The 25,994-nt window shown below is 61.3% G+C and carries 28 protein-coding genes and 1 tRNA gene; 15 read left to right on the top strand and 14 right to left on the bottom strand.

Annotation, left to right across the window (positions count from 1 at the left end; translation table 11 throughout):
- Positions 1 to 8: 8 nt before the first annotated feature.
- From ACTORR_RS24310 to ACTORR_RS24300, 3 genes are read left to right on the top strand one after another with little or no spacing between them, the layout of a single operon-like run.
- Complete coding sequence (locus ACTORR_RS24310) at positions 9 to 560, top strand: hypothetical protein (protein ID WP_441343928.1); 552 nt, start codon at positions 9 to 11, stop codon at positions 558 to 560.
- A gap of 39 nt (positions 561 to 599) precedes the next feature.
- Complete coding sequence (locus ACTORR_RS24305) at positions 600 to 845, top strand: DUF4224 domain-containing protein (protein ID WP_441343927.1); 246 nt, start codon at positions 600 to 602, stop codon at positions 843 to 845.
- Position 846: 1 nt separating this feature from the next.
- Positions 847 to 1,899, top strand: coding sequence for a tyrosine-type recombinase/integrase (locus ACTORR_RS24300; protein WP_441343926.1), 1,053 nt, complete (start codon positions 847 to 849; stop codon positions 1,897 to 1,899).
- A gap of 96 nt (positions 1,900 to 1,995) precedes the next feature.
- On the opposite strand, the gene ACTORR_RS24295 is transcribed toward ACTORR_RS24300, so the two are convergent.
- Positions 1,996 to 2,069, bottom strand: a tRNA-Cys gene (locus tag ACTORR_RS24295).
- Between the two features lie 153 nt (positions 2,070 to 2,222).
- Positions 2,223 to 3,242, bottom strand: a complete 1,020-nt coding sequence (gene sohB, locus ACTORR_RS24290) for a protease SohB (protein WP_054884933.1) — start codon at positions 3,240 to 3,242, stop codon at positions 2,223 to 2,225.
- A 195-nt stretch (positions 3,243 to 3,437) separates the two neighbouring features.
- Between sohB and ACTORR_RS24285 the strand changes: the two genes are divergently transcribed.
- The 4 genes from ACTORR_RS24285 (at position 3,438) to ACTORR_RS24270 (ending at position 6,564) form a co-directional block, all read left to right on the top strand.
- Positions 3,438 to 4,148, top strand: a complete 711-nt coding sequence (locus ACTORR_RS24285; protein WP_054884932.1) for a histidine phosphatase family protein — start codon at positions 3,438 to 3,440, stop codon at positions 4,146 to 4,148.
- Positions 4,149 to 4,202: 54 nt separating this feature from the next.
- Positions 4,203 to 4,520: an SCP2 sterol-binding domain-containing protein gene (locus ACTORR_RS24280; RefSeq protein WP_054884931.1), complete on the top strand. Its 318-nt coding sequence runs from the start codon at positions 4,203 to 4,205 to the stop codon at positions 4,518 to 4,520.
- A 185-nt stretch (positions 4,521 to 4,705) separates the two neighbouring features.
- A complete protein-coding gene (locus tag ACTORR_RS24275) occupies positions 4,706 to 5,773 on the top strand; it encodes a phosphotransferase family protein (protein ID WP_054884930.1) in 1,068 nt (355 codons plus the stop codon).
- 23 nt (positions 5,774 to 5,796) lie between these two features.
- Entirely contained in the window at positions 5,797 to 6,564 is a 768-nt protein-coding gene (locus tag ACTORR_RS24270; protein WP_054884981.1) for an SDR family oxidoreductase, read from the top strand.
- Positions 6,565 to 6,668: 104 nt separating this feature from the next.
- On the opposite strand, the gene ACTORR_RS24265 is transcribed toward ACTORR_RS24270, so the two are convergent.
- Complete coding sequence (locus ACTORR_RS24265; protein WP_054884929.1) at positions 6,669 to 7,019, bottom strand: hypothetical protein; 351 nt, start codon at positions 7,017 to 7,019, stop codon at positions 6,669 to 6,671.
- Between the two features lie 103 nt (positions 7,020 to 7,122).
- On the opposite strand from ACTORR_RS24265, the gene ACTORR_RS24260 reads away from it, so the two are divergent.
- From ACTORR_RS24260 to ACTORR_RS24240, 5 genes are all read left to right on the top strand, one after another.
- Complete coding sequence (locus tag ACTORR_RS24260) at positions 7,123 to 7,416, top strand: RcnB family protein (protein ID WP_054884928.1); 294 nt, start codon at positions 7,123 to 7,125, stop codon at positions 7,414 to 7,416.
- Between the two features lie 113 nt (positions 7,417 to 7,529).
- Positions 7,530 to 7,712: a hypothetical protein gene (locus ACTORR_RS24255; protein ID WP_054884927.1), complete on the top strand. Its 183-nt coding sequence runs from the start codon at positions 7,530 to 7,532 to the stop codon at positions 7,710 to 7,712.
- Positions 7,713 to 7,786: 74 nt separating this feature from the next.
- Positions 7,787 to 8,179, top strand: a complete 393-nt coding sequence (locus ACTORR_RS24250) for a glycine zipper domain-containing protein (protein ID WP_082433539.1) — start codon at positions 7,787 to 7,789, stop codon at positions 8,177 to 8,179.
- A 153-nt stretch (positions 8,180 to 8,332) separates the two neighbouring features.
- Entirely contained in the window at positions 8,333 to 10,162 is a 1,830-nt protein-coding gene (locus tag ACTORR_RS24245; RefSeq protein ID WP_313365456.1) for an SLC13 family permease, read from the top strand.
- Positions 10,163 to 10,300: 138 nt separating this feature from the next.
- Positions 10,301 to 11,719 carry a GGDEF domain-containing protein gene (locus ACTORR_RS24240; RefSeq protein ID WP_262109616.1) on the top strand — a complete coding sequence of 473 codons (1,419 nt, stop codon included), beginning with the start codon at positions 10,301 to 10,303 and terminating at the stop codon, positions 11,717 to 11,719.
- 1 nt (position 11,720) lies between these two features.
- Here the strand turns inward: ACTORR_RS24240 and ACTORR_RS24235 are convergent, their stop codons facing one another.
- Positions 11,721 to 12,479 carry a sulfite exporter TauE/SafE family protein gene (locus ACTORR_RS24235; protein ID WP_262109617.1) on the bottom strand — a complete coding sequence of 253 codons (759 nt, stop codon included), beginning with the start codon at positions 12,477 to 12,479 and terminating at the stop codon, positions 11,721 to 11,723.
- Between the two features lie 98 nt (positions 12,480 to 12,577).
- Between ACTORR_RS24235 and ACTORR_RS24230 the strand changes: the two genes are divergently transcribed.
- From ACTORR_RS24230 to ACTORR_RS24220, 3 genes are all read left to right on the top strand, one after another.
- Positions 12,578 to 13,498, top strand: coding sequence for a LysR family transcriptional regulator (locus tag ACTORR_RS24230; protein WP_313365455.1), 921 nt, complete (start codon positions 12,578 to 12,580; stop codon positions 13,496 to 13,498).
- A gap of 482 nt (positions 13,499 to 13,980) precedes the next feature.
- Complete coding sequence (locus ACTORR_RS24225; RefSeq protein ID WP_054884921.1) at positions 13,981 to 14,553, top strand: cysteine hydrolase family protein; 573 nt, start codon at positions 13,981 to 13,983, stop codon at positions 14,551 to 14,553.
- A gap of 123 nt (positions 14,554 to 14,676) precedes the next feature.
- Positions 14,677 to 16,623: a tyrosine-protein phosphatase gene (locus ACTORR_RS24220; RefSeq protein WP_441343925.1), complete on the top strand. Its 1,947-nt coding sequence runs from the start codon at positions 14,677 to 14,679 to the stop codon at positions 16,621 to 16,623.
- A gap of 62 nt (positions 16,624 to 16,685) precedes the next feature.
- Here ACTORR_RS24220 and ACTORR_RS24215 read toward each other — a convergent pair whose 3' ends face one another.
- From ACTORR_RS24215 to ACTORR_RS24170, 10 genes are read right to left on the bottom strand one after another with little or no spacing between them, the layout of a single operon-like run.
- On the bottom strand, positions 16,686 to 17,114 hold the full coding sequence (locus tag ACTORR_RS24215) for a phage tail assembly chaperone (protein WP_135001205.1): 429 nt from the start codon (positions 17,112 to 17,114) through the stop codon (positions 16,686 to 16,688).
- A gap of 2 nt (positions 17,115 to 17,116) precedes the next feature.
- Positions 17,117 to 18,346, bottom strand: a complete 1,230-nt coding sequence (locus ACTORR_RS24210; protein WP_135001206.1) for a gp53-like domain-containing protein — start codon at positions 18,344 to 18,346, stop codon at positions 17,117 to 17,119.
- Positions 18,346 to 18,927, bottom strand: coding sequence for a phage tail protein (locus ACTORR_RS24205; RefSeq protein ID WP_135001207.1), 582 nt, complete (start codon positions 18,925 to 18,927; stop codon positions 18,346 to 18,348). The genes ACTORR_RS24210 and ACTORR_RS24205 overlap by 1 nt, the downstream gene beginning before the upstream one ends.
- A complete protein-coding gene (locus ACTORR_RS24200) occupies positions 18,920 to 20,041 on the bottom strand; it encodes a baseplate assembly protein (RefSeq protein ID WP_135001208.1) in 1,122 nt (373 codons plus the stop codon). The genes ACTORR_RS24205 and ACTORR_RS24200 overlap by 8 nt, the downstream gene beginning before the upstream one ends.
- Positions 20,025 to 20,402 (bottom strand): GPW/gp25 family protein, encoded by a 378-nt coding sequence (locus ACTORR_RS24195; RefSeq protein ID WP_135001209.1) that lies wholly within the window; start codon positions 20,400 to 20,402, stop codon positions 20,025 to 20,027. The genes ACTORR_RS24200 and ACTORR_RS24195 overlap by 17 nt, the downstream gene beginning before the upstream one ends.
- Before the next feature lie 60 nt (positions 20,403 to 20,462).
- The gene (locus ACTORR_RS24190) at positions 20,463 to 20,996 is read right to left on the bottom strand and encodes a phage baseplate assembly protein V (RefSeq protein WP_135001210.1); all 534 of its coding nucleotides are present in this window, start codon (positions 20,994 to 20,996) and stop codon (positions 20,463 to 20,465) included.
- Complete coding sequence (locus ACTORR_RS24185; RefSeq protein WP_135001211.1) at positions 20,996 to 22,108, bottom strand: phage late control D family protein; 1,113 nt, start codon at positions 22,106 to 22,108, stop codon at positions 20,996 to 20,998. The genes ACTORR_RS24190 and ACTORR_RS24185 overlap by 1 nt, the downstream gene beginning before the upstream one ends.
- On the bottom strand, positions 22,096 to 22,302 hold the full coding sequence (locus ACTORR_RS24180; RefSeq protein WP_096010167.1) for a tail protein X: 207 nt from the start codon (positions 22,300 to 22,302) through the stop codon (positions 22,096 to 22,098). Before ACTORR_RS24180 ends, ACTORR_RS24185 begins: the two co-directional genes overlap by 13 nt.
- Positions 22,302 to 23,186 (bottom strand): phage tail protein, encoded by an 885-nt coding sequence (locus ACTORR_RS24175; protein WP_135001212.1) that lies wholly within the window; start codon positions 23,184 to 23,186, stop codon positions 22,302 to 22,304. The genes ACTORR_RS24180 and ACTORR_RS24175 overlap by 1 nt, the downstream gene beginning before the upstream one ends.
- A complete protein-coding gene (locus tag ACTORR_RS24170) occupies positions 23,186 to 25,990 on the bottom strand; it encodes a phage tail tape measure protein (RefSeq protein ID WP_313364233.1) in 2,805 nt (934 codons plus the stop codon). The genes ACTORR_RS24175 and ACTORR_RS24170 overlap by 1 nt, the downstream gene beginning before the upstream one ends.
- Positions 25,991 to 25,994 lie beyond the last annotated feature (4 nt).

Here is a 25,994-nt window from a genome sequence, read left to right as displayed (position 1 = left end):
TCACGCTTATGATCATTGATGACGTCATGACTGACAAGATCACACTGCACGGCCTGGGCTTTGTTCAGGTTCAGCTGCAGGGCGATCAGCGCCTGCATGTGTGGCACCCCGAGCTGCCCCGCCGCAGCTGCTTTGAGCACTCGGCCATCCACGACCACCGCTTCAGCTTCGTCTCTCGCGTGCTGGTCGGCGAGCAGATCAACCATCGCTACGACCCTCTGCGCCATGCCGAAGGTGAGTACGTGTTGTACATCCATGAAGGGAAGCGCCAGGCAGGTGGTGGGCGTCCGTGGACGCCAGATGGCCGGGCCGACATGGTTCACCAAGGGACAGACCTGATCTATGCGGGCGGCGAGTATCGAACCACTGCCTATGACTATCACCGGACCGAGCCCGGCGGTGACGGCAGAGTCGCAACCATCATGCAAAAGCGCGACGAGTACCCACGCGGGGCTCACTCCACCTGCCGCTATGGCGTGCAACCGGACACCGACTTCGACCGTTACCAATGGCCCGCCGCCCGACTCTGGGAAGTCGTCCGCGACGTGCTGCTGACTTGACCACCAACCTGCCGCCGCCGGCGGCGTGGAGACCATCCCATGGAAACCGAGATCCTTTCGGACGAAGAGCTGGTGGTGATCACCGGCTACAAACCCCGGGCGTGGCAGCGCCGCTGGTTGAAAGAAAAAGGCTGGCATTTCGTCGAGAGTCGCGGCGGCCGGCCCCTTGTGGGTCGTCTGTACGCCCGCCACAAGCTCAGCGGCGTGGTGATCGACACCGTGCCGGTAGCTGCAGCCCCGCCCCCGGCGCCCGCCTGGACCCCTGATTTCTCCCGAGTAAAGTGAAATGCGACCCAGAAGTACCGAGAACCGCGACCTGCCGCCGGGCATGTACCGGCGCAAGCGCACCAGAAAGAACGGAAAAGTGTGGGTTGGGTACTACTACCGCGACCAGGCCGGCAAGGAAATCCCTCTCGGTACTGATCTGGTGCAGGCCAAGCTGAAGTGGGCCGATTTCGAAGCCAAGGCCACCCCGGCCGAGCTGACGACCATGAAGGGGATCTTCGACGAGTACCTGCTGAAGATCATTCCCGGCAAGGCCGCCAGGACCCAGAAGGACAATATCTACGAGCTGAAGCAGCTGCGCGCCGTATTCGACTCGGCGCCGATCGACGCCATCACGCCGGCGATGATCGCGCAGTACCGCGACTCGCGGTCGGCGAAGACCAGGGCGAACAGGGAAATAGCCCTTCTCTCCCACGTATTCAACACAGCAAGGGAATGGGGGCTCACCACCCGGGACAACCCATGCCTGGGCGTGAGGAAGAACAAGGAGAAACCGCGCGACTTCTACGCCAACGAAACAGTCTGGCAGGCGGTGTATGAGGAGGCTCCACCGGAGCTGAAGGATGCGATGGACTTGGCATACCTGACTGGCCAGCGGCCGTCGGACGTGCTGTCCATGCGGAAGGACGATATGGAAGGGATCTACCTGCTGGTCAGCCAAGGCAAGACCGGCAAGCGACTGAGGATCGTCCTGGAAGCGAATGGCGTGAGGAACAGCCTGGGCCTTCTGCTGGACCGCATCATTCGATACACCAGCCAGCACCTGTCGCCGTTCTTCATCGTCAACGAACACGGCAAACGCATGAGCTGGCCCATGCTGCGCAACCGGTGGGCGGAGGCTCGCGAAGCTGCCAGGGTGAAAGCCGAACTGGAGAAGAAGCCAGACCTGGCCAATCGAATCGCCCAGTTTCAATTCCGCGATATCCGACCGAAGGCGGCATCGGAAATCAACGATCTGAGCGATGCAAGCGTGCTGCTGGGCCACTCGAAAGAGGGAATCACCGAGCGCGTTTACCGCCGCGTCGGCGCCATCGCCAAGCCCTCGAAAGGCTGAAGTTTCGGAACTCCGTGCCTTTTGTTTCGGAACTCTTGGCTTTTTGGGCCCATAAAGAAAAACCCCGCAGACGTTAATCTGCGGGGCTTTCGAATGTGGAGGCCGAGGTCGGAATCGAACCGGCGTAGACGGATTTGCAATCCGGAGCATAACCACTTTGCTACTCGGCCTCAAAGTTCGGATCTAGCAGCTTGCGCTTCGCTATCTCCTTGAAACACCGCACCTTTTCAAGGTTTGCTGCGTTTCGATGGGCGCCATTATGTCCGCATTCTTTTCACCTTGCAACCCCCTGAACGAAAAAAAATTTCAACGGGTTCAAGGTGTTAGCGCAAGCGCCCAAGTTTACTCCATAAACCTACCACGGTGTTCTCAACCGTGCCGCTGGCGGCCATGCCGATTCGCTCCTGCAGGCTCTTGCGTTCGGCATAGTGCAGGTGGAACAGGCTGGCCGTGCGGGCGCGCTCACTGAGGTACTCGTCGCTGGTCTGCAGTGCATCGACCAGCTTGCGGTTCAATGCGGCAATGCCGAGCCAGACTTCACCGGTGGCGACCTCATCGATGTGCAACTGCGGGCGGTAGCGGGCCACGAAGTCCTTGAACAGCTGGTGGGTGATGTCCAGGTCTTCCTGGAACTTCTCCCGGCCTTTCTCGGTGTTCTCGCCAAACACGGTCAGGGTACGCTTGTACTCGCCGGCGGTCAGCACTTCAAAATCGATGTCGTGCTTCTTCAACAGGCGGTTGACGTTGGGCAACTGCGCCACCACACCGATCGAGCCCAGCACGGCGAAGGGCGCGCTGATGATCTTGTCGCCGATGCACGCCATCATGTAACCGCCGCTGGCCGCGACCTTGTCGATGCACACGGTGAGCGGGATGCCGGCCTGGCGGATGCGCGCCAGTTGCGAGGCCGCCAGGCCATAGCTGTGCACCAGGCCGCCGCCGCTTTCCAGGCGCAGCACCACTTCATCGCGAGGGTTGGCGAGGGTCAGCAGAGCGGTGATCTCGTTGCGCAGGCTCTCGGTGGCTGAGGCCTTGATGTCCCCGTCGAAGTCGAGCACGAACACCCGGCCCTTTTCATCAGCCTTGCCCTTCTTCTGCTGTTTTTCCGCCTTGGCCTGTTGCTTGCGCAGGGCCTTGAGCTGGGCTTTGTCAAGCAAGCCGCTTTCCAGGCGCTCGCGCAACTCCTTGTAGAATTCGTTGAGGCGGGTGACCTGCAACTGCCCACCGGCCTTGCGCCGCCCCTTGCCGCGCAAACCGGCAATGGCGGACAACACCACCAGGATGGCAATCACCAGGGTGGCGGTTTTGGCGAGAAAGCTTGCGTATTCGGCAAGAAACTCCACGTTGACTCCTTATGAACCTGCGCCCGATCGGCGCGAAACTGCTGCAAGCATACCGTTGCGCCCGTGCCCTCGCCAGCCGAGGTAAATGCTGGCAACACAGTTCAAACAACCTTTTCAAACGCTTGTATGTTTTTTCGTTGACAGCCTGTCTGGCGCATCCTAACCTCGCAGCAACCTTCAACGCCGGATACCGCAGTGGGCAATCTCTACCTGATCCGACATGGCCAGGCTTCCTTCGGTGCAGACGACTACGACGTCCTCTCCCCTGTCGGTGTGCGCCAGAGCCAGGCCCTGGGCGCACACCTCGCCCAGCTCGGCCTGCACCTGGACCGCTGCGTGGCGGGTGACCTGCGCCGGCAGCAGGACACTGCCCGGCACGCACTGCAGGCGATGAACGCCAGCGGTTGCCCGGTACCGGCCATTGAGACCGACCCTGCGTTCAATGAGTTCGACGCCGATGGGGTGATTCGTGCCCTGCTGCCCGGCCTGTTGACTGAGGAGCCGCATGCCCGGGAGATCCTGCGCAATGGTGCCCGCAACCGCAGCGAGTTCCAGCGCCTGTTCGCGCTGATGGTGCAGCGCTGGCACGCGGGCGAGCATGCCGATGACGGCCTGGAGACCTGGCAGGCCTTCACCGCACGGGTCGAAGCCGGCCTGCAGCGTGTGCTGGGCACTGCTGGCAGTGGCGAAAACATCGCCGTGTTCACATCCGGGGGCACCATCGCCGCCCTGCTTCACCTGGTTACCCGAATCACGCCCAGCCAGGCCTTTGCGCTGAACTGGCAGATCATCAACACGTCGCTCAGCCAGCTGAAATTCCGCGGCCGTGACGTGGCACTGGCTTCCTTCAACAGCCAAGCCCATGTGCAGCTGTTGAGGGCCCCGGAGCTCATCACCTACCGTTGAGCCCGGCCCGTTGTGTCCTTACGGACGCGAATATCACTTAACAAGGAAAACACCATGAGCGATGTAGCTAAAGCCGTCGAAGCGATGAAAGCAAAATTCAACCCAGCGGCTGCTGAAGGCCTGGACCTGGTGTTCGGCTTCAATATCACCGACGAAAACAAGCAATACGCGCTGATCGTCAAAGATGGCACCTGCGACATCCAGGAAGGTGAAAACCCGGATGCCAACTGCACCCTGGTGCTGGACAGCGAAACCCTGAAAGGCATCGTCAGCGGTGAAACCGACGGCATGCAGGCCTTCATGGGCGGCAAGCTGCGCGTCGAAGGCGACATGATGCTGTCGATGAAACTAAGCGAGCTGTTCCCTTCCTGAGTGCTGGGCACAACGCAGAATCAAAGAACCGAAGCCTGGCCGGCTTCGGTTTTTTTTTGCCTGGCATTCGGTGCAGTGATCGACCAGCAACACCCTCGCCTATATGGCGCCTGGCACGCTTGTTCCACTGCCGCCAGGCCATTAGATTAGCCAATAGTCCTTGCACCAGATAATAAGGAAATCGCATGACGCTCACCGACCAGTCCACCCAGGTACGCCCCGGCGAAGAACTCGACGCGGCCGTCATCGATCCTTATCTGAAGGGCCACATCGCCGGCCTCGAAGGCCTGCCGCGCATCAGCCAGTTCCCCGGGGGCGCGTCCAACCTCACCTACCTGGTCAGTTACCCGGGCCGTGAATTCGTGTTGCGCCGCCCGCCCTTCGGTCACAAGGCCAAGTCGGCCCATGACATGGGCCGCGAGTTCCGCATCCTCAACCAGCTCAACAGCGGATTCCCGTATTGCCCCAAGGCCTACGTCCATTGCACCGACGAGTCGCTGATCGGGGGAGAGTTCTACGTGATGGAACGGGTCAAGGGCGTGATCCTGCGCTCCGACATCCCCGCCGAGCTGGGCCTGGACGCCAGCCGCACCGAGGCCCTGTGCAAAAGTTTCATCGACCGCCTGGTCGAGTTGCATCAAGTGGATTACCAGGCCTGTGGCCTGGCCGACCTGGGCAAGCCGGAAGGATACGTGCAGCGCCAGATCGAGGGCTGGACCAGCCGCTACGAAAAAGCCCTGACACCCGATGCGCCACGCTGGGAGAACGTGATCGCCTGGCTGCACGAGAAGATGCCCGCCGACCACCCGCGCCCAGGCATCGTGCACAACGACTACCGCTTCGACAACGTCATCCTCGACGCCGACAACCCCATGCGCATCATCGGGGTGCTGGACTGGGAGATGGCCACCCTGGGTGATCCCTTGATGGACCTGGGCAACAGCCTGGCCTACTGGATCGAGGCCAGCGACCCGGCGCCGGTGCAACTGATGCGCCGCCAGCCAAGCAATGCCCCAGGCATGCTCACGCGCCGCCAGTTCGTCGACTACTACGCCGAGCGCGCCGGCATCCACCTGGACAACTTCGATTACTACTATTGCTACGGCCTGTTCCGCCTGGCCGGCATCGTCCAGCAGATCTACTACCGCTACTACCACGGCCAGACCCAGGACAAACGCTTCGCCCAGTTCATTCACATGAACCGGCTGCTGGAGCAGATGAGCCTGCAAGTCATCGGCAAGTCCACGCTCTGATGCCAGACAACAAGGAAAACAGCATGTCCAAGACCCAACTGTTCGACCTCGACGGCAAGATCGCTTTCGTCTCCGGTGCCAGCCGTGGCATCGGCGAGGCCATTGCCCATCTGCTGGCCCAGCAAGGCGCCCACGTGATCGTCTCCAGCCGCAAGCTGGAGGGTTGCCAGCAGGTGGCGGAGGCGATCATTGCAGCGGGTGGCAAGGCTACGCCGGTGGCCTGCCATATTGGTGAGCTGGAGCAGATCCAGCAGGTGTTCGCCGGCATCCGTGAACAGTTCGGGCGCCTGGACATCCTGGTCAACAATGCAGCCACCAACCCACAATTCTGCAACGTGCTCGACACCGACCCGAGTGCCTTCCAGAAGACCGTCGACGTAAATATCCGCGGCTACTTCTTCATGTCGGTGGAAGCCGGCAAGCTGATGCGTGAAAACGGTGGTGGCAGCATCATCAACGTCGCCTCGATCAACGGCGTTTCGCCGGGCCTGTTCCAGGGCATCTATTCGGTGACCAAGGCGGCGGTGATCAACATGACCAAAGTGTTCGCCAAGGAATGCGCGCAGTTCGGCATTCGTTGCAACGCCCTGCTGCCGGGCCTGACCGACACCAAGTTCGCCTCGGCCCTGGTGAAGAACGACGCCATCCTCAATGCCGCGCTGCAGCAGATCCCGCTCAAGCGCGTGGCCGACCCCAAGGAAATGGCCGGTGCCGTGCTGTACCTGGCCAGCGATGCTTCCAGCTACACCACCGGTACCGCGCTGAATGTCGACGGTGGTTTCCTGTCCTGATCATCGCTTGCCGGCCTCTTCGCCGGCTTGCCCGCTCTCACAGGTACTGCACAGCGCCTTGTGGGAGCGGGCAAGCCCACGAAGAGGCCGGTACTGCATCGCCGTTACAGACAGGTGGCCGCCGCCGCCCGACGCTGCAGGGCCACTCCGTCATTCTTCTGCGCATAGTAATCCACCCGCGTCCCACCCGCCTGCGGGTACACATCCACGAACGACTCCGCCTCGCGGGTATAAACCGTCAACCCACCCTGCTTGCGCGGTTCCAGGTAGCCGCTGGCGTCGTCGCCGAACACTTCCTCTTTCTGCCAGCTGAACTGGATGCACTGGGCCACCAGCTCCGGCGCCTTGCGCGAGTCAAGCTGGGCTGTCGGCTTGCCAGCGCGTGCCGCATCCATGGTCGCGCTCGCGCAACCGACCAACACCAGCGCCGCAGCCATCGGCAGAATTGCTCGCATGTTCCATCCTCGGGGCAAAAAAGAAAGCGACTCTAGCACCGCAAGTGAATTGTCCCAAGCGGGCCGCTGTCGCATCTGTTACATACCCCTCAAGGAGATTGCCATGAAAACCAACCACCTTCTGCCTGCACTACTGCTGGCCAGCCTGCCGATGATGACCCTGGCTGCCCCTTCGGCCGAAGAAAGCGTCAAGGCACCGGAAACCCATAACCGCGAACTCAAGGTCGGCGACAAGGCGCCCGACCAATACAAACGCGACGATGCGGCCCTGAGCGACTGGAAAGCCAAGGGCCTGCCCGCACCGGAAAAGGAAAGCCACTGGGTGCGCATGGGGGATCACTATGTGCTGGTTCAGACGACTAATGGCGTAGTGCTTGCCATCCACCCTGCCTCCTGAGCGCCATTCATCGCTTGCGCAGCAAAATCTTGCGGGTCAAGGAAACCAAATGGATCGATTCCAGTCTCAGTTAGTGTCCCGTAAACCTATGCGGATCAAGGACCTAAATCGAGATGACCCGCTTTGCAAGCTTTTCACTGATCGCCGCTATCCTGCTTTTGTCGGGCTGCTATCACCACCACTACCGTGATGACGGCGGCTGGCGCGACGACGACCGCGGCCACCGTCACCACCACCGGCACGATCGCGACGATGACGACGACCGCCAATGGCGCAGTGACCGTTACGATCGTTGAAGCGTCTTCCCTACCCTGGCCCGCCGCCCATCCGTGCGGCACCTTAACCTGATGATTCCTCTGAGGTTCCAATCATGCGTCTGACTCTACCTTCCCTCGCCCTTGGCCTGCTGCTGTGCCAGGGCGCTTTCGCCGGTGACGGTACTGCCGCCATTGGCGGTGGCCTGGGTGGTGTCCTGGGCAACGTTGTCGGTCAGCAGATGGGCGGCCGCACTGGCGCAGCCATCGGCGCCGGTCTCGGCGGTGCCGCCGGTAGTGCAGTAGCGGCGAAGAAAGGCAACCGTACCGAAGCCGCCATTGGCGGTGGCCTGGGCTCGGCCGGCGGCTCGCTGCTGGGTGGCGCAGTAGGTGGCAGGACCGGTTCTACCATCGGTGCAGGTCTGGGCGGCGCGGCCGGTGGCGCCTTGGGCAACCACCTGGGCGACAACGGTGGCAGCAGCAAGCACCGCCATCACCGTCGCCACTGAGTGACGTCAAGCGAAAGGGCCGCATCGTGCGGCCCTTTTCATTTACCCTTGGCTGCAAACCCTGCAGCACATCAACACCACCTTCACCGCAAGCTGCCACACTGACTGCTACTGTCTTTCGTGCCCCCTTGAGTGAAGGAACACCCTCGCCCCATGAACCAGGAATTGCTCTGGGTACTCGGCCTGCTGGCTGTCGTCGTCATCCTCTTCGTCATCAACCGCCCGCGCATGGACGTGGTCGCCCTGCTGGTGATCCTCGCCTTGCCACTGTCGGGCATCCTCACCGTGGAACAGGCCCTGGCCGGTTTCAGCGACCCCAACGTGGTACTGATCGCCGCCCTGTTCGTGATCGGCGAAGGGCTGGTACGCACCGGCATCGCCTACCGCATCGGTGAATGGATGAGCGAAAAGGCCGGTAACAGTGAGGCACGGCTGCTGGTCTTGCTGATGGTCTCGGTGGCCGGGCTGGGCTCGGTGATGAGTTCGACCGGCGTGGTGGCGATCTTCATCCCGGTAGTGCTCAGCATTGCCACGCGCCTGAAACTGTCGCCCAGCCGGTTGATGATGCCGCTGAGCTTCGCCGGCCTGATCAGCGGCATGCTCAGCCTGGTGGCCACGCCCCCCAACGTGGTGGTGCACAGCGAACTGGTACGCCATGGCGCGCCCGGCTTCAGCTTTTTCAGCTTCACCCCGTTCGGCCTGGTGGTGCTGGTGCTCGGCATCGGCTACATGCTGCTGACCCGCAACTGGCTCAATGGCGAAACGCGCAAGGACGGCCGCGTGGAAAGCCGCCGCACACTGCTTGACCTGGTGCTTGACTACAAGCTCAACGGCCGCGAACGGCGCCTGCGCATCCGCCCCAGGTCGCCACTGATCGGCCATACCCTGGGCGAGCTGGAACTGCGCACCAGGCATGGCGCCAACGTCATCGGCATCGAACGCCAGCACAAGTTCACCACCCGGGTGATCGCCGCCGACTCAGGCACCGTCCTGCAGCAAGGCGATGTGCTGCTGCTCGACCTGTTCGCCAAACGCGACGACCTGCGCACCCTGTGCCAGACCATGCAACTGGAACCGCTGCATTTCAAGGCCGCCTATTTCATCGACCAGTCGCAGGACCTGGGCATGGCGGAGGTGTCGCTGCCGCCGGGCTCGCAGCTGATCGGCAAGAGCATTCTGGAACTGGCCTTCCGCACCCGCTATGACCTCAATGTGGTTGGCCTGCGCCGCGAGCAGGCGGCCATTGAAGAACAACTGGTGGAAGAGAAGCTGCGCCTTGGCGACACGCTGCTGGTGGTCGGCCCATGGAAAGCCGTGCGCCAGCTGCAGAGCCAGCCAAAGGACTTTCTGGTGTTGAGCCTGCCGGCCGAGATCGATCAGGTGGCGCCAGCCCGCGCCCGTGCACCCCATGCCCTGGTCAGCCTGGCAGTGATGGTCGGGTTGATGGTCAGCGGCGCAGTACCCAATGTCATCGCCGCGCTGATCGGCTGCCTGCTGATGGGCGCCGGGCGCTGCATCGACATGAACAGCGCCTACCGGGCCATTCACTGGCAGAGCCTGGTGTTGATCGTCGGCATGCTGCCGTTCGCCCAGGCGCTGCAGAAAACCGGCGGCATCGACCTGGCCGTGGGTGGCCTGGTCAGCCTGCTGGGCGGTGCCGGGCCGCTGGCCATGCTGGCCTGCCTGTTCATGGTCACGGCCATCATCGGCCTGTTCATCTCCAACACCGCCACCGCCGTGCTGATGGCCCCGGTGGCGATCAGCACGGCCACTCAGCTGGGCCTGTCGCCCTACCCGTTCGCCATGACCGTCGCCCTGGCAGCATCGGCAGCATTCATGACGCCGGTGTCTTCACCCGTCAACACCCTGGTGCTCGGCCCGGGTCAGTACCGCTTTGCCGACTTCGTCAAAATCGGTGTGCCTTTCACCGTACTGGTTATGCTGGTCACGGTGCTGATGGTGCCCTGGTTCTTCGGTCTTTAGGCAACATGGCGAGGATTGGAGGCTATTTGACATCAACTTGCACGAACACGGCAGATTGACATCAAGCACCCGGTGCCAACACACTGACACGCCAATGCCCCAGGTGCTTATAGCCGTTGTCCTGGATTTCGTTTCCGCTTGTCGGTCGAGCCTATGGTTTTTCCAGCACAATCGCGTTTGTTGCCCTACCTTGCCCTGTTCGCCCTGACCTTCGCCCTGACCCTCGGCGGGATCCTGGCCCGGCCGATCGAATCATTATCACTGTTCTGGCCGGTCAATGCGGTGCTGGCCGGGGTGCTCTTGCGTTACCCGCGCCAGGCCAGCCTGGTGGGCTTTGGCCTGGTGTGGCTGGCCATGGTCGCCGCCGACCTGGCCTGTGGCAGTGCCTGGGCTCCCGCCCTGTGGTTCAACCTGTGCAACCTCGGCGTGGTGGTGACGGTGTGGTGGTTGCTTTCGCGCTTGCCCCGCCTGCATAGACGGATGCGTACCCCGCATGGCGTGCTCAGTGTTTTCGGCGCCTGCGCAGCGGGTGCCGTGGTGGCGGCCAGCATGGCCTGCGTAATGGCTACACCGTGGTTCGAGAAGTCGCTGGAGGCCACCTGGCTGGCCTGGTTCAGCGAACAGTTCTCGACCAGTGTGCTGGTGCTGCCGGTGCTGCTCACCGCCCATTCGACCCGTGTACTGATGCGCAGCGGCGCCCAGGCTATCCGCCTGGCGCCCTTGTTGGTGCTGCTGGCCTCACTGGCCTTGAGCATCGCCTTCGGCGGCCCTGGCGCCATTGCCTTTCCGATTGCCGCGCTACTGTGGTGTGCCTGGACGTACTCGCCTTTTCTGGTTTCGTTGCTGGCGCTTACCGCTGGCAGCACACTGATCGTGGCGGTGGCGCAGAACCTCATGCATTTCAGCGTGCCGCAGAGCGAGCCTGGGGTCACCACGCTGATGTCGGCGCGCCTGGGGATCGCCATGCTGGTCCTCGGCCCGCTGGTCGTCGCCTGCGTCAGCCAGGCCAACCGCAGCCTGCTGGCGCGCCTGGCGCACCAGGCCACCATCGACCACCTCACCGGCCTGCTCAGCCGCAGTGCCTTTACCCGGCGCGCCAATGCCCTGCTCGACAGCCGTCAGCAGCATGGGCTGCCGCTGACCTTGATGATGCTCGACATCGATCATTTCAAATCGATCAACGATTGCCATGGTCATGCGGTCGGTGACCAAGTCCTGCGCCAGTTCGCCAGTACCCTGCAGGAGCAGTTGCACGACGAAGCGCTGCTGGCTCGCCTGGGCGGTGAAGAGTTCGTGGTGGTGCTGCCGGGGCTACCACCGGAACAGGCCACGTTCACCGCCGAACGTCTGCGCCGCGCCGTGCAGGACCTGCATGCGGCTCAGGGCGATACGCGCTTGCAGATCACCGTCAGCATTGGCCTGGCTGGCTGCGCGGCGGACGAGAGCGCGCCGAGCCTGGACGACCTGCTGGCGCGCGCCGATCAGGCGCTGTACCGGGCCAAGGCGCATGGCCGCAATCGCGTCGAGCAGGCCGAGGCGCAGCGCCAGGTCATCTGAGTCAGTTCAGCAGGTCCCAGGACAGCTTGGCGATCAGTACGCACAGCAGGATCAGGAACAGCCCGCGCACAAAGCCCGCGCCCTTGCGCACCGCCAGCCAGGTCCCGGTCAGCGCACCGAGGATATTGCATGCAGCCATCGGCAGGGCGATGGCGTAAAGCACATTGCCCGACGGCACGAAGAACACCAGCGCTGCCAGGTTGGTGGCGATGTTGACCACTTTCGCCGATGCCGAGGCATGCAGGAAGTCGAGGGCAAAGAAGCGGATGAACAGGAAGATCAGGAAACTGCCGGTGCCCGGGCCGAACAAGCCGTCATAGAAGCCGATCGCACCGCCGATCAGCACCGCCAGGCACTGCTCCCGGCGGCCGATCCTGGCCGGCTTGTGCAAGGTGCCAAAGTCCTTCTTGCAAAAGGTGTAGATCGCCATCAGCACGATCAGCACCAGCACCGCCGGGCGCATCACGCTCGGCGGAACTCGCGAAACCGTGGCCGCTCCGGCAAACGACATGACAAAGGCACTGAGCGCTGCCGGCACGATCAATCCCCAGTCCAGGGTCACCTTGCGAATGAATGAGCGAGCCGCAAAGGCCGTGCCGCACACCGAGGCCAGCTTGTTGCTGCCCAGCAGCGCCGCCGGCTGCGCCGTGGGCAGCACGTTGAACAGCGCCGGGATCTGAATCAGCCCGCCGCCACCGACGGCGGCATCGATCAGGCCGGCAGCGAAAGCGAACAGAGAAAGTACGGCGATATCCATCATGGTGCGGTCCTGGCAGTGAAAACAGACCGCAAGGCTAATCAATCCAGCGCGCGTGTGTTGAAATGCCGCATTGCGAAAACTGCAATCAAGAGCACTCCATGGCATTGAACATGCTGCGCGAAATCCAGGCATTCGTCAGTGTTGCGCACAAGCGCAGCTTCGTCGCCGCCGCACGTACCCTGGGCCGTTCGCCCAGCGCAGTAACCCGCGCGGTGCAAACCCTGGAGGACAACAGCGGGTGCAAGCTGCTCAACCGGAACGCCAACGCGGTTACGCTAACCGAAGCCGGTGAACGCCTGCTGCCCCATGCCGAGCGCTTGCTGGATGTGCAACGCGACGCGGCCGATGAACTGGCTGCGCTCACAGGTACTGCGCAAGGCTGGGTGCGCTTTGCCGCGCCGCAACTGCTCGGCGAGCACGTATTGCCGGGTGTGCTGGCCAGTTTCAGCCAGCGCCATCCGCAAGTGACCCTCGACGTGCAATACGGCGATGCCGCCTTCGACCCGTTGCACGGCAAGTTCGATTTCGTGGTCCGCGGCGCCTTTGCGCAGTCCAGCGAACTGATTGGGTACCCACTGTGGCGCTATCACCGCCACTTGTATGCCAGCCCGGCCTACGTCGCCCGCGCCGGCATGCCGGAACGGCCCGAGCAGCTGGACCAGCATGCCCTGATCCTGCACACCGCGCCGCGCATCCTCAAAGCCTGGCATTTCTGCCGTGACGGCCAGATCACCAGCCTGCGCCCTCATCCGCGCTTGCGCCTGGGCTCTGGCGACGCGGTGTACCACAGCACCTTGGCCGGGGCCGGCATCGCACGCCTGGCAGACTGGGTGGCAGAAGCACAGGTGAAGGCGGGACGCCTGGTGCGGGTATGCGCGGATTACCGGCTGACCTCAAGCACCGGCCAGGACCCGCAGATGCACGCGGTGTACCCCTCTGGCGAGCTGCCAGCGCGCGTGCGTGAGTTGCTGCTGGCCTTGCGCCAGGCCGGCTCAGCCGCCTCTGAACGCACCAGGTAGAGGCTGCTCAATTTCTGCTCAATTTAACAGAGCCCGCAAATTACCTGGCCTGCAGAACTTTATCCACAGACCTACCCACGTTTTTTGTGGACAGATTTCCTCGGACAATTAAGGACTTATCGCACAGTGATCGCCGAGACAACGTCCAGCGGTGCAGCCGGGGGAGGACCATCAGGATCTGGCAGCAGTCTGGCCCGTCCAACGAGGCAGACGGGCCGAAAGGGGTGAGAAGAATCAGCTTGGCGGAATGGTGCCCAACAAGCCGATCAGAACGGTCAACAGCAGAAAGCCACCCAGAAACAGCGCGAGCTTGCCCATCGGAACCTCTTCATTGTGATAGCAGGGACGAACAGCATTGTGCGCGTCAGGCTGATACGGTTACAGATTCAGGTTCAAGGAAAAAAAGCAGATCAGATGACCCGCTCGCCTCCCACTCTGTCGCCTGTGCTAGGGTCAGATGCTCGCAGACAAAGGAGCCTCGCATGACTGCTATCGCCGCCAATGCCGCATTGTTGCTGATCGACCTGCAGGTCGGTATCCATCACCCACGCCTGGGCCGACGCAACAACCCTGAGGCCGAATTGCGCATGGGCGAACTGCTCGCGGCGTGGCGCCTGGGCGGGCGGCCCATCGTGCATGTGCGGCATGTGTCCCGCTCACCCGACTCGGTATTCTGGCCAGGCCAGGCGGGCTGTGAGTTCCAGCCGGCGTTTACACCACTGGCCAGCGAAACGGTGTTCGACAAGCATGTACCGGACGCTTTCGCCAACTCGGGCCTGGAGCGCTGGCTGCACGTTCGCGGCATCGGCGAACTGGTGATTGCCGGCGTCATCACCAACAACTCGGTGGAATCCACGGCGCGCTCGGCAGGCAATCTCGGTTTCGATGTCGTGGTCGTGGCAGACGCCTGCTTCACCTTCGACCAGCAAGACTGGCAAGGCCGGCTCTGGCCTGCCGAGGATGTGCATGCATTGTCGTTGAGCAACCTGGCCCTGGATTACGCCCGGATCCTGGAGAGCCACGCGGTCTGTACCGGCCTGTTGGGGGCGGCGTAGCCAAAAAACGCTCACAATGGACAGAACGCGCAGCCATTTACGCTGCGCGGCTACTTGTAACATTCAGTTTCATGTTGCCCGCCGACAGTAGCCAGCCCAACGCACCTGATCGAGGCTACTTCCGTGTTGCAACGTCTGTTCTGCTCCGTGTCCCTGCTCACCCTGGCCGTTTCCGCTGCGCATGCCGCCGACTCACTCGACACGCCGCGACTGGCCGGCATCGACAATTTCCGCGATATCGCCGGCACCACCAGCGCCTATACCACCCGCCATGATGGCGTCATGCGTAGCGGGGTGTTCTACCGCTCCAACGCCCTGACCCCTACGGCGGCCGACCTCGCAATCCTCAACGGCCTTGGCATCAGCAATGTCTACGACCTGCGCACCCCCAGCGAAATCGCCAGCACGCCCGACACCCTGCCAGCAGGCGCCAGCTACACCAACATCGACATAATCGGCAGCACCACCTCGGGCTCGAACATCACCAACATCTCGTTCACCAGCGCAGCCCAGGCGCGGGCGATGATGCAGGACACCAACCGCGCCTTCGTCAGCGATGCCGGCATGCGCGGGCAGTTCAGCGTGCTGTTCAACGAACTGGCCAACGCCGACGGTGCCGCGCTGTTCCACTGCACCGCAGGCAAGGACCGCACCGGCTGGACCGCGGCCGTGCTGCTGAGCATTGCCGGGGTCGACGAAGCGACCATCATGAACAACTACCTGGCCACCAACGACTACACCGCCACGCGCGTGGCGGCGACGCTGGCGACCATGCCGGCGAGCATGGCCGCCATCTACGCGCCGCTGCTCGGTGTCGAAGCCAGCTATCTGCAGGCTGGGCTGGATGAGGTCACCGCCGAGTACGGGACCATGGACAATTACCTCAAGGCAGGCCTTGGGCTGTCGCAAGAAACCCTCTATGTGCTGCGCGGCAAGATGGTGCGCTACGGCACGCTGCCAGGCGAAGCCGGCCTGCTGGGCAACGCAGCTGCCGGTGCACAGCTGCTGGGGCAGTTGCAGGACACCCCGTTGTCGGGCACCTACAGCGCCTACAACTACTACCTGCAGTCAGCCATCGACGCTGGCACGCTGGGGGGCGTCGAGTCGACCGTGGGGGGCCAGGTGCATGCCGACGCCGCCAGCTTCCTGCTGCGCCAGGGGGCGATGATCGACCGTGCGGCCGCGCCGTTTGCCGATGGCCCCGACCTCAAGGTCGGCCAGTCGCGCCTGTGGAGCACTGCGCTGACCGGCTACCTGGGCACCGACGGTTCCTCCCGCGCGGCCAGCAGCAACGAGCACAGCCAGGGGCTGATGGTCGGGCTGACCCAGCGCTTCTCCGAGCAGCTCAGCGCCCATGCCGGTTTCGGCTACAGCAATGGCAATGTCGGCGGGGCCGGTGGCGAGGCGGACACCGACCTGACCTTCCTCAGCCTGGGGGCGCGCTTTGCGCCCAATGGCCTGGAACGTGGCCTGTTCATCGACGCCGATGCCAGCGCCGGCTGGCTCGACTATTCCAGCAAGCGTGAGCTCGGTGGCGGCCTGGGCACGGCGAAGGGCGACAGCCATGGCACGCTGGCTGGCGGCAGCCTGACACTGGGCTATCGCCTGCCCACCGCCGCCCTGCTGCTGGAGCCGAGCCTGGGGCTGCGGGTCAGTCGCGTTGAGGTGGAGGGTTTCACCGAGAAAGGCAGCGAGCTGGCCCTGCAGGTCGATGACCTGAAACAAACCCGACGCACCGCCGTGGCCAACCTCCAGGCCTCGTTCGCGCCAGTCGCCATGGGCAGCTGGCAGCTGGTGCCAGGCGTCGAGGTGGGTTACGAGCATGTGCTGGGCGACCGCCAGGTCGACAGCGAAGGCCATTTGCTGGGGCTTGATATCGCGCAGCGGGCGGCCTTCGACAATCGCGACCAGTTCACCGGCGGCGTCAACCTGATGGCCAACCTTGGGGCGCTGAGTGTCGGGGCCGAGGTGGCAGCCATGGGTGGGGGTGACAGCCATGGGGTCAGTGGCAGCCTCAAGGCCAGCTACGCGTTCTTGATGCGCCGCGCGAAAAAAATCACCTCGAAGTGAGATAAATGCCTTCGCAAGCTATTGCACCATATGCAACGAAATTGCGATGCGACGCATTCCGATCACTCAATATGCTCAGCCATCCACGCAGGAGCCTGAGGGCGGCTTGCCTCCTCAAGAAAGGTCTCGGCCTGTGGCCAATCACGCAATGCTTGGCGGTACGCTAGAAGTTCATTGTATTGAGCTGCAGTCAGAGTGGTGGATCGACTCATGTCCAACTCATCACGATGGCGAGCGGTCAACCACTCGCTCTTGGGAAGTTGCCCGTCACGCCAGAGGCGCTCGTTGGCAATCAGCTCCTCGTACGGTATCTCGCGATCAGCCAAGCAAGGTTGGCCGTCTACTCCCAGCGCGATTTTCTTGCCTTGCTCTAGCCCTCTCTTAAGCGCTCCATACTCATCGGCGCTTAAAACTACTGCATCATCAGGGATGGTGGTATGCACAGTTGGCGAGTAGAAGCCACCTGTGGAGTCGCTGTAATACATTTTCATAATCAGTATCCGATGGAGATCCAGGTGATGCCGTAGTTTCCTGCGGGTTGGTTTGTCATGATTCGATAGGCCGTCGTGCTCGGGAAATGCCCCATGAATGTCGGTGCCGTGCTGGTCACTTGGGAGGTTTGTGACCACATCGGCCAAAGCCCAAGAGCCGCATTGGGAAAGGCTAAAGGCATGACGATGTCAGCACCTTCCGCGCCCCCTGGAACGGCGGCTGAGCCCCATTGCAAAATGACGCCCCCCAAAAATTCTGGGAACGCGACAAAGCCGGTGTTACCGAGGCTGATCAGGAAACCGAAGCGCAACTTTTTGGGGGTGACAATCGTATTGTCGTCGGTCCCCGCGTTAACCTGCCCTCTGGTCGCAATCTTTGCCCATCCGAATGCAAATTCGGTTGCTTGAGTAATGGCCTTAGCCAGTGCTTGAAAAACGCCCTTGGGTGTGACCCACTTACTATCGCTGACACCGGCCTCGACATCTTCTTGGCTGGCCTTATCAGCGCTTTTTACAGCATCGGTGATTCCGTAGCCTGCAAGCGTGGTAGGCACCTCTTTCAGGTAGCTGAATAAGGCGTTTGAGGTGTCCAGCGATGTCGATATTGTTTCCCAGTTAATCGGGTTAGGACCGGCGGATACCCGCAGCACGGACAATTTGTTGTTGGATAGCCCTACGCTGATAGCAGGCCGACCTACATCGTGTCGGACCCAGTTGGTCCCATCGAAGTAGCAGTTTTGCCCTAGGGACGTCTCAGCAGGGGACGTGACATGCGCGAAGTTGGCGCCATGCAGGTCGAGACTCCCATAAGGTAAAGGATTCAAGTTCGGAAGCGCATCGGTGATCCCGTAACCGGCCAACGAGGTGGGGTTGCTACCGCTGATGACCAACCCTTTTTCATTGAGGGTCACCTTGCTGTAGGCGCCGGCTGCAACTCCCGTATTAGGCAGCGTCAGGGTTATTTCAATGTCGCTGCTCCCATCGAAGCTTCCGTTTCCGCTGGCTGCTCCTTTGAATTTGAGCACGCGGGCCGTCTCCAGGCGAGCGGCTTTGCCTACAATGGTCACACCGTTCACCAGTTTCTGCAGCGCGTTGAACAGCCACCTCGTTCGGCTCGCAAGCTGTTTCCCTTGAAGGTTATCAATACCATCAGGACCGCCTAGCACTGGGTCAGACGTCTCCAACTGGTAAATGCCCGGTGTCCACTCATCCACTTCTGGTAGGTCTGCCATCAGCTACTCCCTCGGTTGTATTGGCCATTGCGTGATGCGCGACCGTTGTGGCGGATCGCGACTGCGGTGTAATCAAGTGAAACAAGGCGGCACCGTGCTGGAGCCCCCGATAAGAGCAAGCGCCGAACCAAAACGGCTTGGTCGTTTGTGATGGAGCGATTCAAAAACACTCGATAACAGGGCCAGGAACCAGGATCACCATGAACATGACTCCCATCTCTACGGATTGAACCGTTCCTGACTTGTCCGCTAAGCCCTTCTTGGATTGTGACTTCGCCAAAGCCCAAGAGCCGAATGACTTCGCGTACTGCCCAGGGCGTTCCTTTATACCGGTGCAGTTCAGCAGCGCCTTTGATCAGGTTGCGCCTGGCGTCCACAGACTCCGCCAACAGCCAGGCAGCCTCATCAAGCATGGAGAATTGATCTGCCAAAACTGGCAGAAGGGTCGGCTTAACAAGGTCCACCAGGTACACCAGCATTGCATCCAGGTCGACCTCGGCCATGGTCTCGTCAAGGAGTGCGGCGAGCAGCGCAAATCGCTCATCGCTCGCCAGGACTGGTGGTAGTTGCTGCTCAGCCAAAGGCCACCCCCGCAGGGATCAGCTGGATGTCTGTGCAGTTAGCCCATTCATTGCCCTGAAGCTCTTGCATAGCAGCGGGCAGCTCCAGATCGGCGCGATACACACCGGCAACCTGCAGGACAGCAGTCAACTGCTCACGCACCAGGTCGAGACCGAGCTTGGATCGTCTGTCGGCTGCATAGGCCTCGGCCGCGACCTGTGCTGCAGCCAAGGTCGTGCTCTGCTCAGCGGTATCGTAGAACGTCAGTCGGGCCTTGATGGTAAACGGGATCTCGACCGGCATTAGGGCATGCACGGTGTCACAGAGGGGGCGTACTTTTTCGCCACTCACACGAGCTTTCACCTGCTCCAGGAGATCGGCCGACGGTAATCCCGTGCTGGTGAGGGGATACAACGCGACATGGCCATCAAGCTGCCCTTCGTCAGGTCCATGGACGGCGACGTCAATGATTGACTGGTGCACAGCAAGCGCATGGTAGCGATAAGCACCGCGACTGCCGGCGTTACTGAATGCTTCTGGCGCCAGGATGATCCGCTCGCGGTAGCGGTCATCCTCTTCGTCTTCAGCGCCATCGGCGGTTATCGTGATGTTGCTGGCCACCAATCCTGCAGCGGGAGTGTTGCTGATGACGTTGATCTGGCCGAGAGCCCAGTCATTACCCTGTGTACCTGGAGTCAGGCAGGTTGCGGCAACATCTGCCTTGAGCTGCCCGGCAGCAATCGACACTTCCCGATCTGTCGTGAAGGTCAACTTGCCGTCTTGCGTGCTTACCCGTGTACCAGCACTGATGTACACCGGCTGAGTCGAGACTGTTGGCAGACTGAAGCGGATCTGGCAGCGAGCGGGTTGCGCCAACAGACGTGGGGTGGCAACCAGCTCGCCCAGATAGTCAAGGATCACTCCTCTGGCGAACCGGACGAGCAACTGCTCACCAGCGTTCTGGATCGACATATCCACGCGAGAGCGGGTATAGGCAATCAGATCGATGAACAGGCGCTCGATCTGCGCGGGATACAAGGTCTTGCCGGATTTCGCTTCATAGCGAGCGATGAGGTCTGCCTCCACCGCTGCCGGGTCAATCTTGACGAACTCAGGCTTAGGCAGCTCGCGCATATGGCACCTCGGTCGTCTGCGCCACACCGTCAGCGACACGCCAGACCACCCGCAAGGTTAGGTGCGCTTCCTCTATCAGCACCTGCACCTGGACAACTGCAACACGAGTCTCCCAGCGACGGATTGCCTCAACCGTCTCACGCACCAGGTACGGCGTAACACGGTCGTGCGGCCAGTCAATATAGAGGTGTAGGTCGCTGCCAAACTCGGGGCGATGGGCATCACTGCCCTTGGGCGTGGTCAGGATGATGCGAATGGCCTGGTCAATATCGTGCAGGCCCTGGACCACCTCACCGGCGGTGCCGAGCGCAGGTTGCCAGTGGGCGGCGGTAATGGCGGTGTAGGGAGTGGGCGTAGTCATGCGCCCATAATGGAAAAGCCAGGCGAGCCTGGCTTTTAATCGGGTTTAAAGAGGGTTGGGCTAATGGCTGTGGTGGTTTGAGTTGCCGCCTGCGTCCATTATTGTGCCGGTTGCACTGATGTTCCCCTCCACTTGCAGGTTGCCCTTGAGCGCAACCGTAGGAATCTCCAAACTCGCTGCAGGCGCCTTGACCACCACAGGTGCTCCCGCTTCAACCGTCACGTTCCGAGCGCACTTGACCAGCAGCGCACCTACGTTATCCACCGTCATCACTCCAGCATCACAGTCATAGGCCACAACGGTGCCATCGCGATAGCGGATGTACGCGGTGCTTTCATCGACGACTGGCGGTGGCTCGGCCGTTGAGTACACCCCGCCCAGGTACACCCCACCCACGCCGTCAGCATCGAGGAGGACAGCAACCTGTTCTCCAAGCTCGGGCATCAAGGGGCGGCTCTTCGTGCCCTGCGAGTTACGCTGCGGCACATTGAGCCAGTAGCTTTCGACGCCATCACGGTCATCCAGGCGCACCCGAATACGGCAGGTCAGGTAGTCGACGGCACTGACCTCGCCGTACTCCAACTCAATACCCATCAGGCGACTACCTCGCGCTGCGGCCCATAACTGGAGAGAGCCAGGTCAGGCTGAACGTTCTGCGTCGTCATGGAGATCGAGGATGCAGCCACACGGCAGGCCTCCTGGTCGACGGTATAGCCACCACTGCGTGTTACACGGTGGTGCGCAGCGGTGATCAGGTAGTCGCCACCCAGCTTGCCCGCCGCCACCAGGGTGACAACATTCCCGCTCACCAGCTCGGGGCGCCCCATAGCGGTCCAGCCGCCAGTGGTCCTTTCGCGGTTGGCCCTCGCCAGGTCTGCCTTGGCACGCGCCTTGGCCACCTCTGTCGAGGCCGCTCGTTTGCGCTGCTTTTGGGTGTCGGCGCTGGTTGTGGCCTTGCTGGAGCTACTGGGTACTGCCACGGCTTCACCGTTCTGGATGTCGTAGGAGATCAGCTGCTTCTTAGCAGGGTCTTTGTGCTTGACCTGAACCTTGTTTGGCACGGCTTTGATCTGATCACGCAGGTGCACGCTGGCGAGATTGCTCAAGGCCAAGCTTGCAACCGGAGCGCCTTTGGCTAAATCGCTGATGGCATGAAACACCAATCGCGCTCCCACCACCTTGAAGGCATAGTCGTACTCGCCTGCCAGGTTGCGCAGAAATGTCAGGTCCGATTCCTGCTGAGTAAGCCGATCCAGCTTGACCGGCTCAATGCGACCAACAAGCTCCAACCCCTGGCGTGCGGCTATTTGTTTGGCCACGGCATCCAGCGTCATGTTCTCGTAGGCCCGATGCTCTGTTGTACGCAGAGCGGACTGGATACCGGCACCCAAGGCACGGATGTTCACGGTCGAGGGCGGTGAATTCAGCTCGACTTCATCAATCTCGAAGTTGCCCAGGACGCGCAAGGCCTTGCCTTGCCAGCCCATGGAAAGGGTCAGCAGATCACCATGACCTGGGTACCAAGCATCGATCCATTTGCCGTCGACATCCTCCAGCTCGACATCCAAGCTGTCGGCCTGGCCGGTGAGGAAGTCAGAATAAGTCAGCGAAAGCAGGTGCTGGCTGATGTCATGCGTGATGTTGCGGTGCTGATAGCTCAGAACAAACCGCGCCTCGGGGACCTGCTCTGGAACTAGCGCATCCATGGTGGGAGATCCTCAGTCGCGGTTTCGGCATCGAGCATGGGGATGGCCAACGTCAGGCCGGCAGGCAGCGCGGCATCGAGCGGCACATGCGGATTGGCCTCGACGATGGGTTGATAGCGATGTGCATCGCCGTAATAGCGCCAGGCCAACTGGTCCCAGCGTTCTCCCTCCGTGGTGATGTGGGGAATAAACATCAGGCTCTCCTGGTCAGGACTTGGGCAGCTAGGCCGGCCAGCCGGGTTCGGGCGCCATCCATGGTCGCCAGCGCTTGATCCAGAGAGTCCCGCGATGTTGCGAAGCGCTCGACGATATTGCCGAGGTCAACCGGGTTCAGGCTGGATTGAGCACCGTTCACGCTGGCCAGTACATCGTCGCCCAGCCGGGCTAGATCTGCCCCGTCATCGAGCAGCCCAGCAACCGCAGTCAGGCTCTTCAGTGGCGCAATAGCCCGCGATGTCACACCCAGCAATTGAGGCACCTGGCCCAAGATCATCGAGGCATTTCCATTCTTGACCTGGTCATACACGTTGCGACCGGCCTGCAGAACGTTCGCGGCCGTCTTGGCATGGCCAATGATCATCTGCGTTGTGCTCGGCGACGGCAGGAATTTCGACAGTAGGCTTGGTTTGCCCGACACAGCTGCTGCTGTGCCGCTCAACGCTGGATTGAGGAGCCCAAGTGGTTGCGTAAGCTTACGCTTGAAGGCACCAGTGTATTCACGTAGCCGGAGCTGCACAGTTCCCGACGCCAACTGCCCAGTGCCAGTCATACGGCGATGCTGCAGGCTGAGATCGGCGACCACTTGCGGCCCAAAATAATCGCCGCTACCCAGCACCAGGGCGAGCGGCTCGTGCTTGGCTTTCGCCTCGCGCAGAGCCCTCCAGCGCGCATCCGGGTCGCCCAGGACAGGATGCAGCTCAATAGTTAGGTTGATCTCATCCAGGCCTTCACCAATCCACTCAAGCAGAGGCTTGCCCTGAATGCGGGCATGCTCCGCCCAATCGGCGGTACCGCGGTACTCCATACCAGTGATACCACCAGCAACAGTGAACTCAATGTCACCGAGGATCGCGAACATCAGGCGTTCCCTCCATAACTACGGCGCCGCTGATCATGCTGGAACCGCTCCATAAAGCGCTTGAACTCCTCGTAGCCGACGGCGAGCGCCGAGTCGATTTGTTGCCGGTTCGCTCCGGCCGGTACTTCTATATTCGGTGAGTAATGGACGACCATCTCACCAGAAGGCGCTGCCGGTCGTTCGCCTGCAGCACCAACTCTGCTGGCGATGGAGACTGCGTCCGGGCTCGGAGGTTGACGTTGCGGAATCGGAAGCTCGGATGCCTGCAGGGTGGTTGGCTTGGCAGGTGGCAGCAACCTTGGGGCAACCAGCTCGACCGGATCGGCGGGTGGCAATACCTTCGGCGCGACCAGTTCAACTGGCTTGGGAAGAGGCAACACCTTCGGTGCGGTCAGCTCGACTGGGCTGGCCGAAGGCATCATCTTCGGGAAAACCGGTTCAGCCGGCTTGATTGGCGCCACTACCTTTGGAGTGGCCATCTCCACGGCAGTTGCTCCGGCCATACCTAGAGCGGCATTGCGGACCAGGTCGGATTTAGCCGCAATACCGATTGCAGCACCTTCACTGATATTGGCGCCATAGCCCATGAAAACCCGACTGGGCGATTGGATACCGAGTGTCTCTGTAAACCAACTCTTGATCGATGTACCGACGCCAACGACCGATTCCTTGGCCGATGTCAGTGCATTGCTGATGCCATTCACCAGGCCACTGATGATCATGCCGCCGAAGTCGGTGAACTTCGCGGGCAGCTCAACACCGAAGTAGCTCATCACGCCGGCAAAGGCACGGTAGAACAGTCCCACTGGGCTGAAATTGAGGATCAGCCCAGTGATGCCCGACAGCCCACCATTGAAACCAGCACTGATCTCACCCCAGAGTCCACTGAAGAAGCCTTTGATTGGCTCCCAGTACCGATAGATCAGGTATGCGCTGATGGCAATGCCGGTCACCAGTAGGCCAATGGGGTTCATCAACAGAGCACGACCTAGCCATAGCACGGCCTGGCCCGCGAGTTTCAGGCCGAACAACAATGTGCTGCCCAGGACCTTGCCCAACATCAGGCCACCACGCGCCGCCATCATCAGTGGAGCACCAAACGCGGTGGCGATCCCGCGAGCAAATAGGCCCGTATATTTCCATACAGTCAGCGCGCCGCCGCCGACAGCTTTCAAGCCGGTGATGACCGGAGCGAACTTGCCCATCTGCCACATGGCGCGCAGCAGTGTCCATTTGGATGACAACGAGGTGATGGTTGTCGTCAGACCGACCAGCGGTGAGACGACCAGGTTGGCGCCGTATGCCAAACCAATGAAGGCCAGCTTGCCTGCCAAGAGGCCAGCGACCAGGCCAACGACACCTTTGATGATTGCTGGATTCTCGCTTGCCCAAGCTGAGAAGGACTGCATCACTGGAACGACTGCCTTGGTCACATCAACCAAGGCAGGGATCAATGCGCTACCAACAGATATACCGATGTCGGAGAGGTTTACCCCAAGCTGCTTCAGCTGCTCCTTGGGACTTTCCATTCGTTTCTTCCAATCAGCATCACCCACACCTTTATCGGCATCATCGATGCTGGTCTGCTGAATACTGGCTAGATCCTTGCGATTCGCCAGCGCAGGTCGAACAAACGAAAGTACCTGCATGTCAGCAAATAGGTCGCCCAACTTGTACGCTTCATTCAAGCGTTTCAGAGCGGTCTCTCGTTCGGCGTCATCCTTGATAGCCATGGCTTTCTGAAACTCGCCCGCAGCCTTAGGCCCCTTGCTTCCAACGTACTGGGTGATGATTTCAAGCATCGCCTGGACTGGCGTGAGCCCCTTGCCAACCAAGTTCTTCATCGAGCTCTGGAGGTCTATACCAGCGCCCTCAAAAGACTTGAGAGTGTCCTTGGCCGTCAGTTTCGAGAGGAAGTTCTTGAAGTTGTTAGCGGCTTCATCATTGGTACCAGCACCACGTCGAGCGATCTGCAGAGATGCGCCAATTTCGGCAACCGCGCGCTCACCGGTAATACCCAGCGCAGCAAATTGAGGAGTCAGCTGCGGCAGCCATCTAGCCATGTCCGCCAGCTCGAACTGACCTTGTTTACCTGCTGAGGCAAGCATGTTCATGGAGCGCTCAAAGCCAGCAGAACTAATACCAAGGTTGTCATTCAAGGCAATAGCTACTGAACCTAGGTCATCCATGCTGGCCCGCGTTGCTGTCGCAAACTTGGCCATCAACGGTGCATAGGCTTGAAGCTCCTTCGTTCCGGAGATGCCACCTGCAATCAGTACAGCAGTGCCCTTAGCCACCTCGGTTTGTGTCTGGTTCCACTTCAAAGCCGCGCCACGCATTACATCGCTCAGTCGCTTTTCTTCAGCCGCGTCGAATCCACCAGTAATGGCGATGTCGTTGGTCTGATCCTTGAAGTCGATGGCAGTACGCATCGACTGCACAATGGGAGCCCCTAGGGCGACGCCCGTCCCGACCGTCTCCATGGCCTGGCCACGTAGGTCGGCTCGAGCATTCTTCAGGGTTTCGCCACGGGCGATGCTGATATTGAGGCGCTCTTGTTTGAGCTTGAGCTGATCGATGGTGCGCCCGACTTGGTCGTACTGTCGGCGCATCCGCTCGATGCCGGTACCACCACGGGCCAGTGCAGCAGAAAGCTCAGTGCCGATTAGTTTTTGCTTGGCTGTCAGGCTATCCGTAGCTCGGCCGAGCTGTTGTACGGTGGATTTCGCCGACCCAAACGCGGCATGCAAGCTGCCTGAGACGGCAGCTCCGATCTTTAATCCAACCAGGACTTCATTGGCCATAGTT

Source organism: Pseudomonas sp. SAR267, from assembly GCF_052077595.1.
Taxonomy (GTDB): Bacteria; Pseudomonadota; Gammaproteobacteria; order Pseudomonadales; family Pseudomonadaceae; genus Aquipseudomonas; species Aquipseudomonas vlassakiae.
The sequence above is the reverse complement of the archived record's forward strand: the minus strand, read 5'-3'. Positions and strand labels throughout refer to the sequence as shown.

Coding starts and splice junctions, on each gene's coding strand:
- ACTORR_RS24255 (WP_054884927.1), top strand. CDS start 7,530: ATGACCCGCTTTGCAAGCTTTTCACTGATCGCCGCTATCCTGCTTTTG.
- ACTORR_RS24180 (WP_096010167.1), bottom strand. CDS start 22,302: ATGTTTATTCCCCACATCACCACGGAGGGAGAACGCTGGGACCAGTTG.
- ACTORR_RS24170 (WP_313364233.1), bottom strand. CDS start 25,990: ATGGCCAATGAAGTCCTGGTTGGATTAAAGATCGGAGCTGCCGTCTCA.
- ACTORR_RS24265 (WP_054884929.1), bottom strand. CDS start 7,019: ATGCGAGCAATTCTGCCGATGGCTGCGGCGCTGGTGTTGGTCGGTTGC.
- ACTORR_RS24250 (WP_082433539.1), top strand. CDS start 7,787: ATGCGTCTGACTCTACCTTCCCTCGCCCTTGGCCTGCTGCTGTGCCAG.
- ACTORR_RS24310 (WP_441343928.1), top strand. CDS start 9: ATGATCATTGATGACGTCATGACTGACAAGATCACACTGCACGGCCTG.
- ACTORR_RS24260 (WP_054884928.1), top strand. CDS start 7,123: ATGAAAACCAACCACCTTCTGCCTGCACTACTGCTGGCCAGCCTGCCG.
- ACTORR_RS24235 (WP_262109617.1), bottom strand. CDS start 12,479: ATGATGGATATCGCCGTACTTTCTCTGTTCGCTTTCGCTGCCGGCCTG.
- ACTORR_RS24200 (WP_135001208.1), bottom strand. CDS start 20,041: ATGCGCGAGCTGCCTAAGCCTGAGTTCGTCAAGATTGACCCGGCAGCG.
- ACTORR_RS24300 (WP_441343926.1), top strand. CDS start 847: ATGCGACCCAGAAGTACCGAGAACCGCGACCTGCCGCCGGGCATGTAC.
- ACTORR_RS24215 (WP_135001205.1), bottom strand. CDS start 17,114: ATGAAAATGTATTACAGCGACTCCACAGGTGGCTTCTACTCGCCAACT.
- ACTORR_RS24225 (WP_054884921.1), top strand. CDS start 13,981: ATGACTGCTATCGCCGCCAATGCCGCATTGTTGCTGATCGACCTGCAG.
- ACTORR_RS24195 (WP_135001209.1), bottom strand. CDS start 20,402: ATGACTACGCCCACTCCCTACACCGCCATTACCGCCGCCCACTGGCAA.
- ACTORR_RS24185 (WP_135001211.1), bottom strand. CDS start 22,108: ATGGATGCGCTAGTTCCAGAGCAGGTCCCCGAGGCGCGGTTTGTTCTG.
- ACTORR_RS24280 (WP_054884931.1), top strand. CDS start 4,203: ATGAGCGATGTAGCTAAAGCCGTCGAAGCGATGAAAGCAAAATTCAAC.
- ACTORR_RS24190 (WP_135001210.1), bottom strand. CDS start 20,996: ATGGGTATTGAGTTGGAGTACGGCGAGGTCAGTGCCGTCGACTACCTG.
- ACTORR_RS24275 (WP_054884930.1), top strand. CDS start 4,706: ATGACGCTCACCGACCAGTCCACCCAGGTACGCCCCGGCGAAGAACTC.
- ACTORR_RS24245 (WP_313365456.1), top strand. CDS start 8,333: ATGAACCAGGAATTGCTCTGGGTACTCGGCCTGCTGGCTGTCGTCGTC.
- ACTORR_RS24210 (WP_135001206.1), bottom strand. CDS start 18,346: ATGGCAGACCTACCAGAAGTGGATGAGTGGACACCGGGCATTTACCAG.
- ACTORR_RS24305 (WP_441343927.1), top strand. CDS start 600: ATGGAAACCGAGATCCTTTCGGACGAAGAGCTGGTGGTGATCACCGGC.
- ACTORR_RS24230 (WP_313365455.1), top strand. CDS start 12,578: ATGGCATTGAACATGCTGCGCGAAATCCAGGCATTCGTCAGTGTTGCG.
- ACTORR_RS24175 (WP_135001212.1), bottom strand. CDS start 23,186: ATGTTCGCGATCCTCGGTGACATTGAGTTCACTGTTGCTGGTGGTATC.
- ACTORR_RS24270 (WP_054884981.1), top strand. CDS start 5,797: ATGTCCAAGACCCAACTGTTCGACCTCGACGGCAAGATCGCTTTCGTC.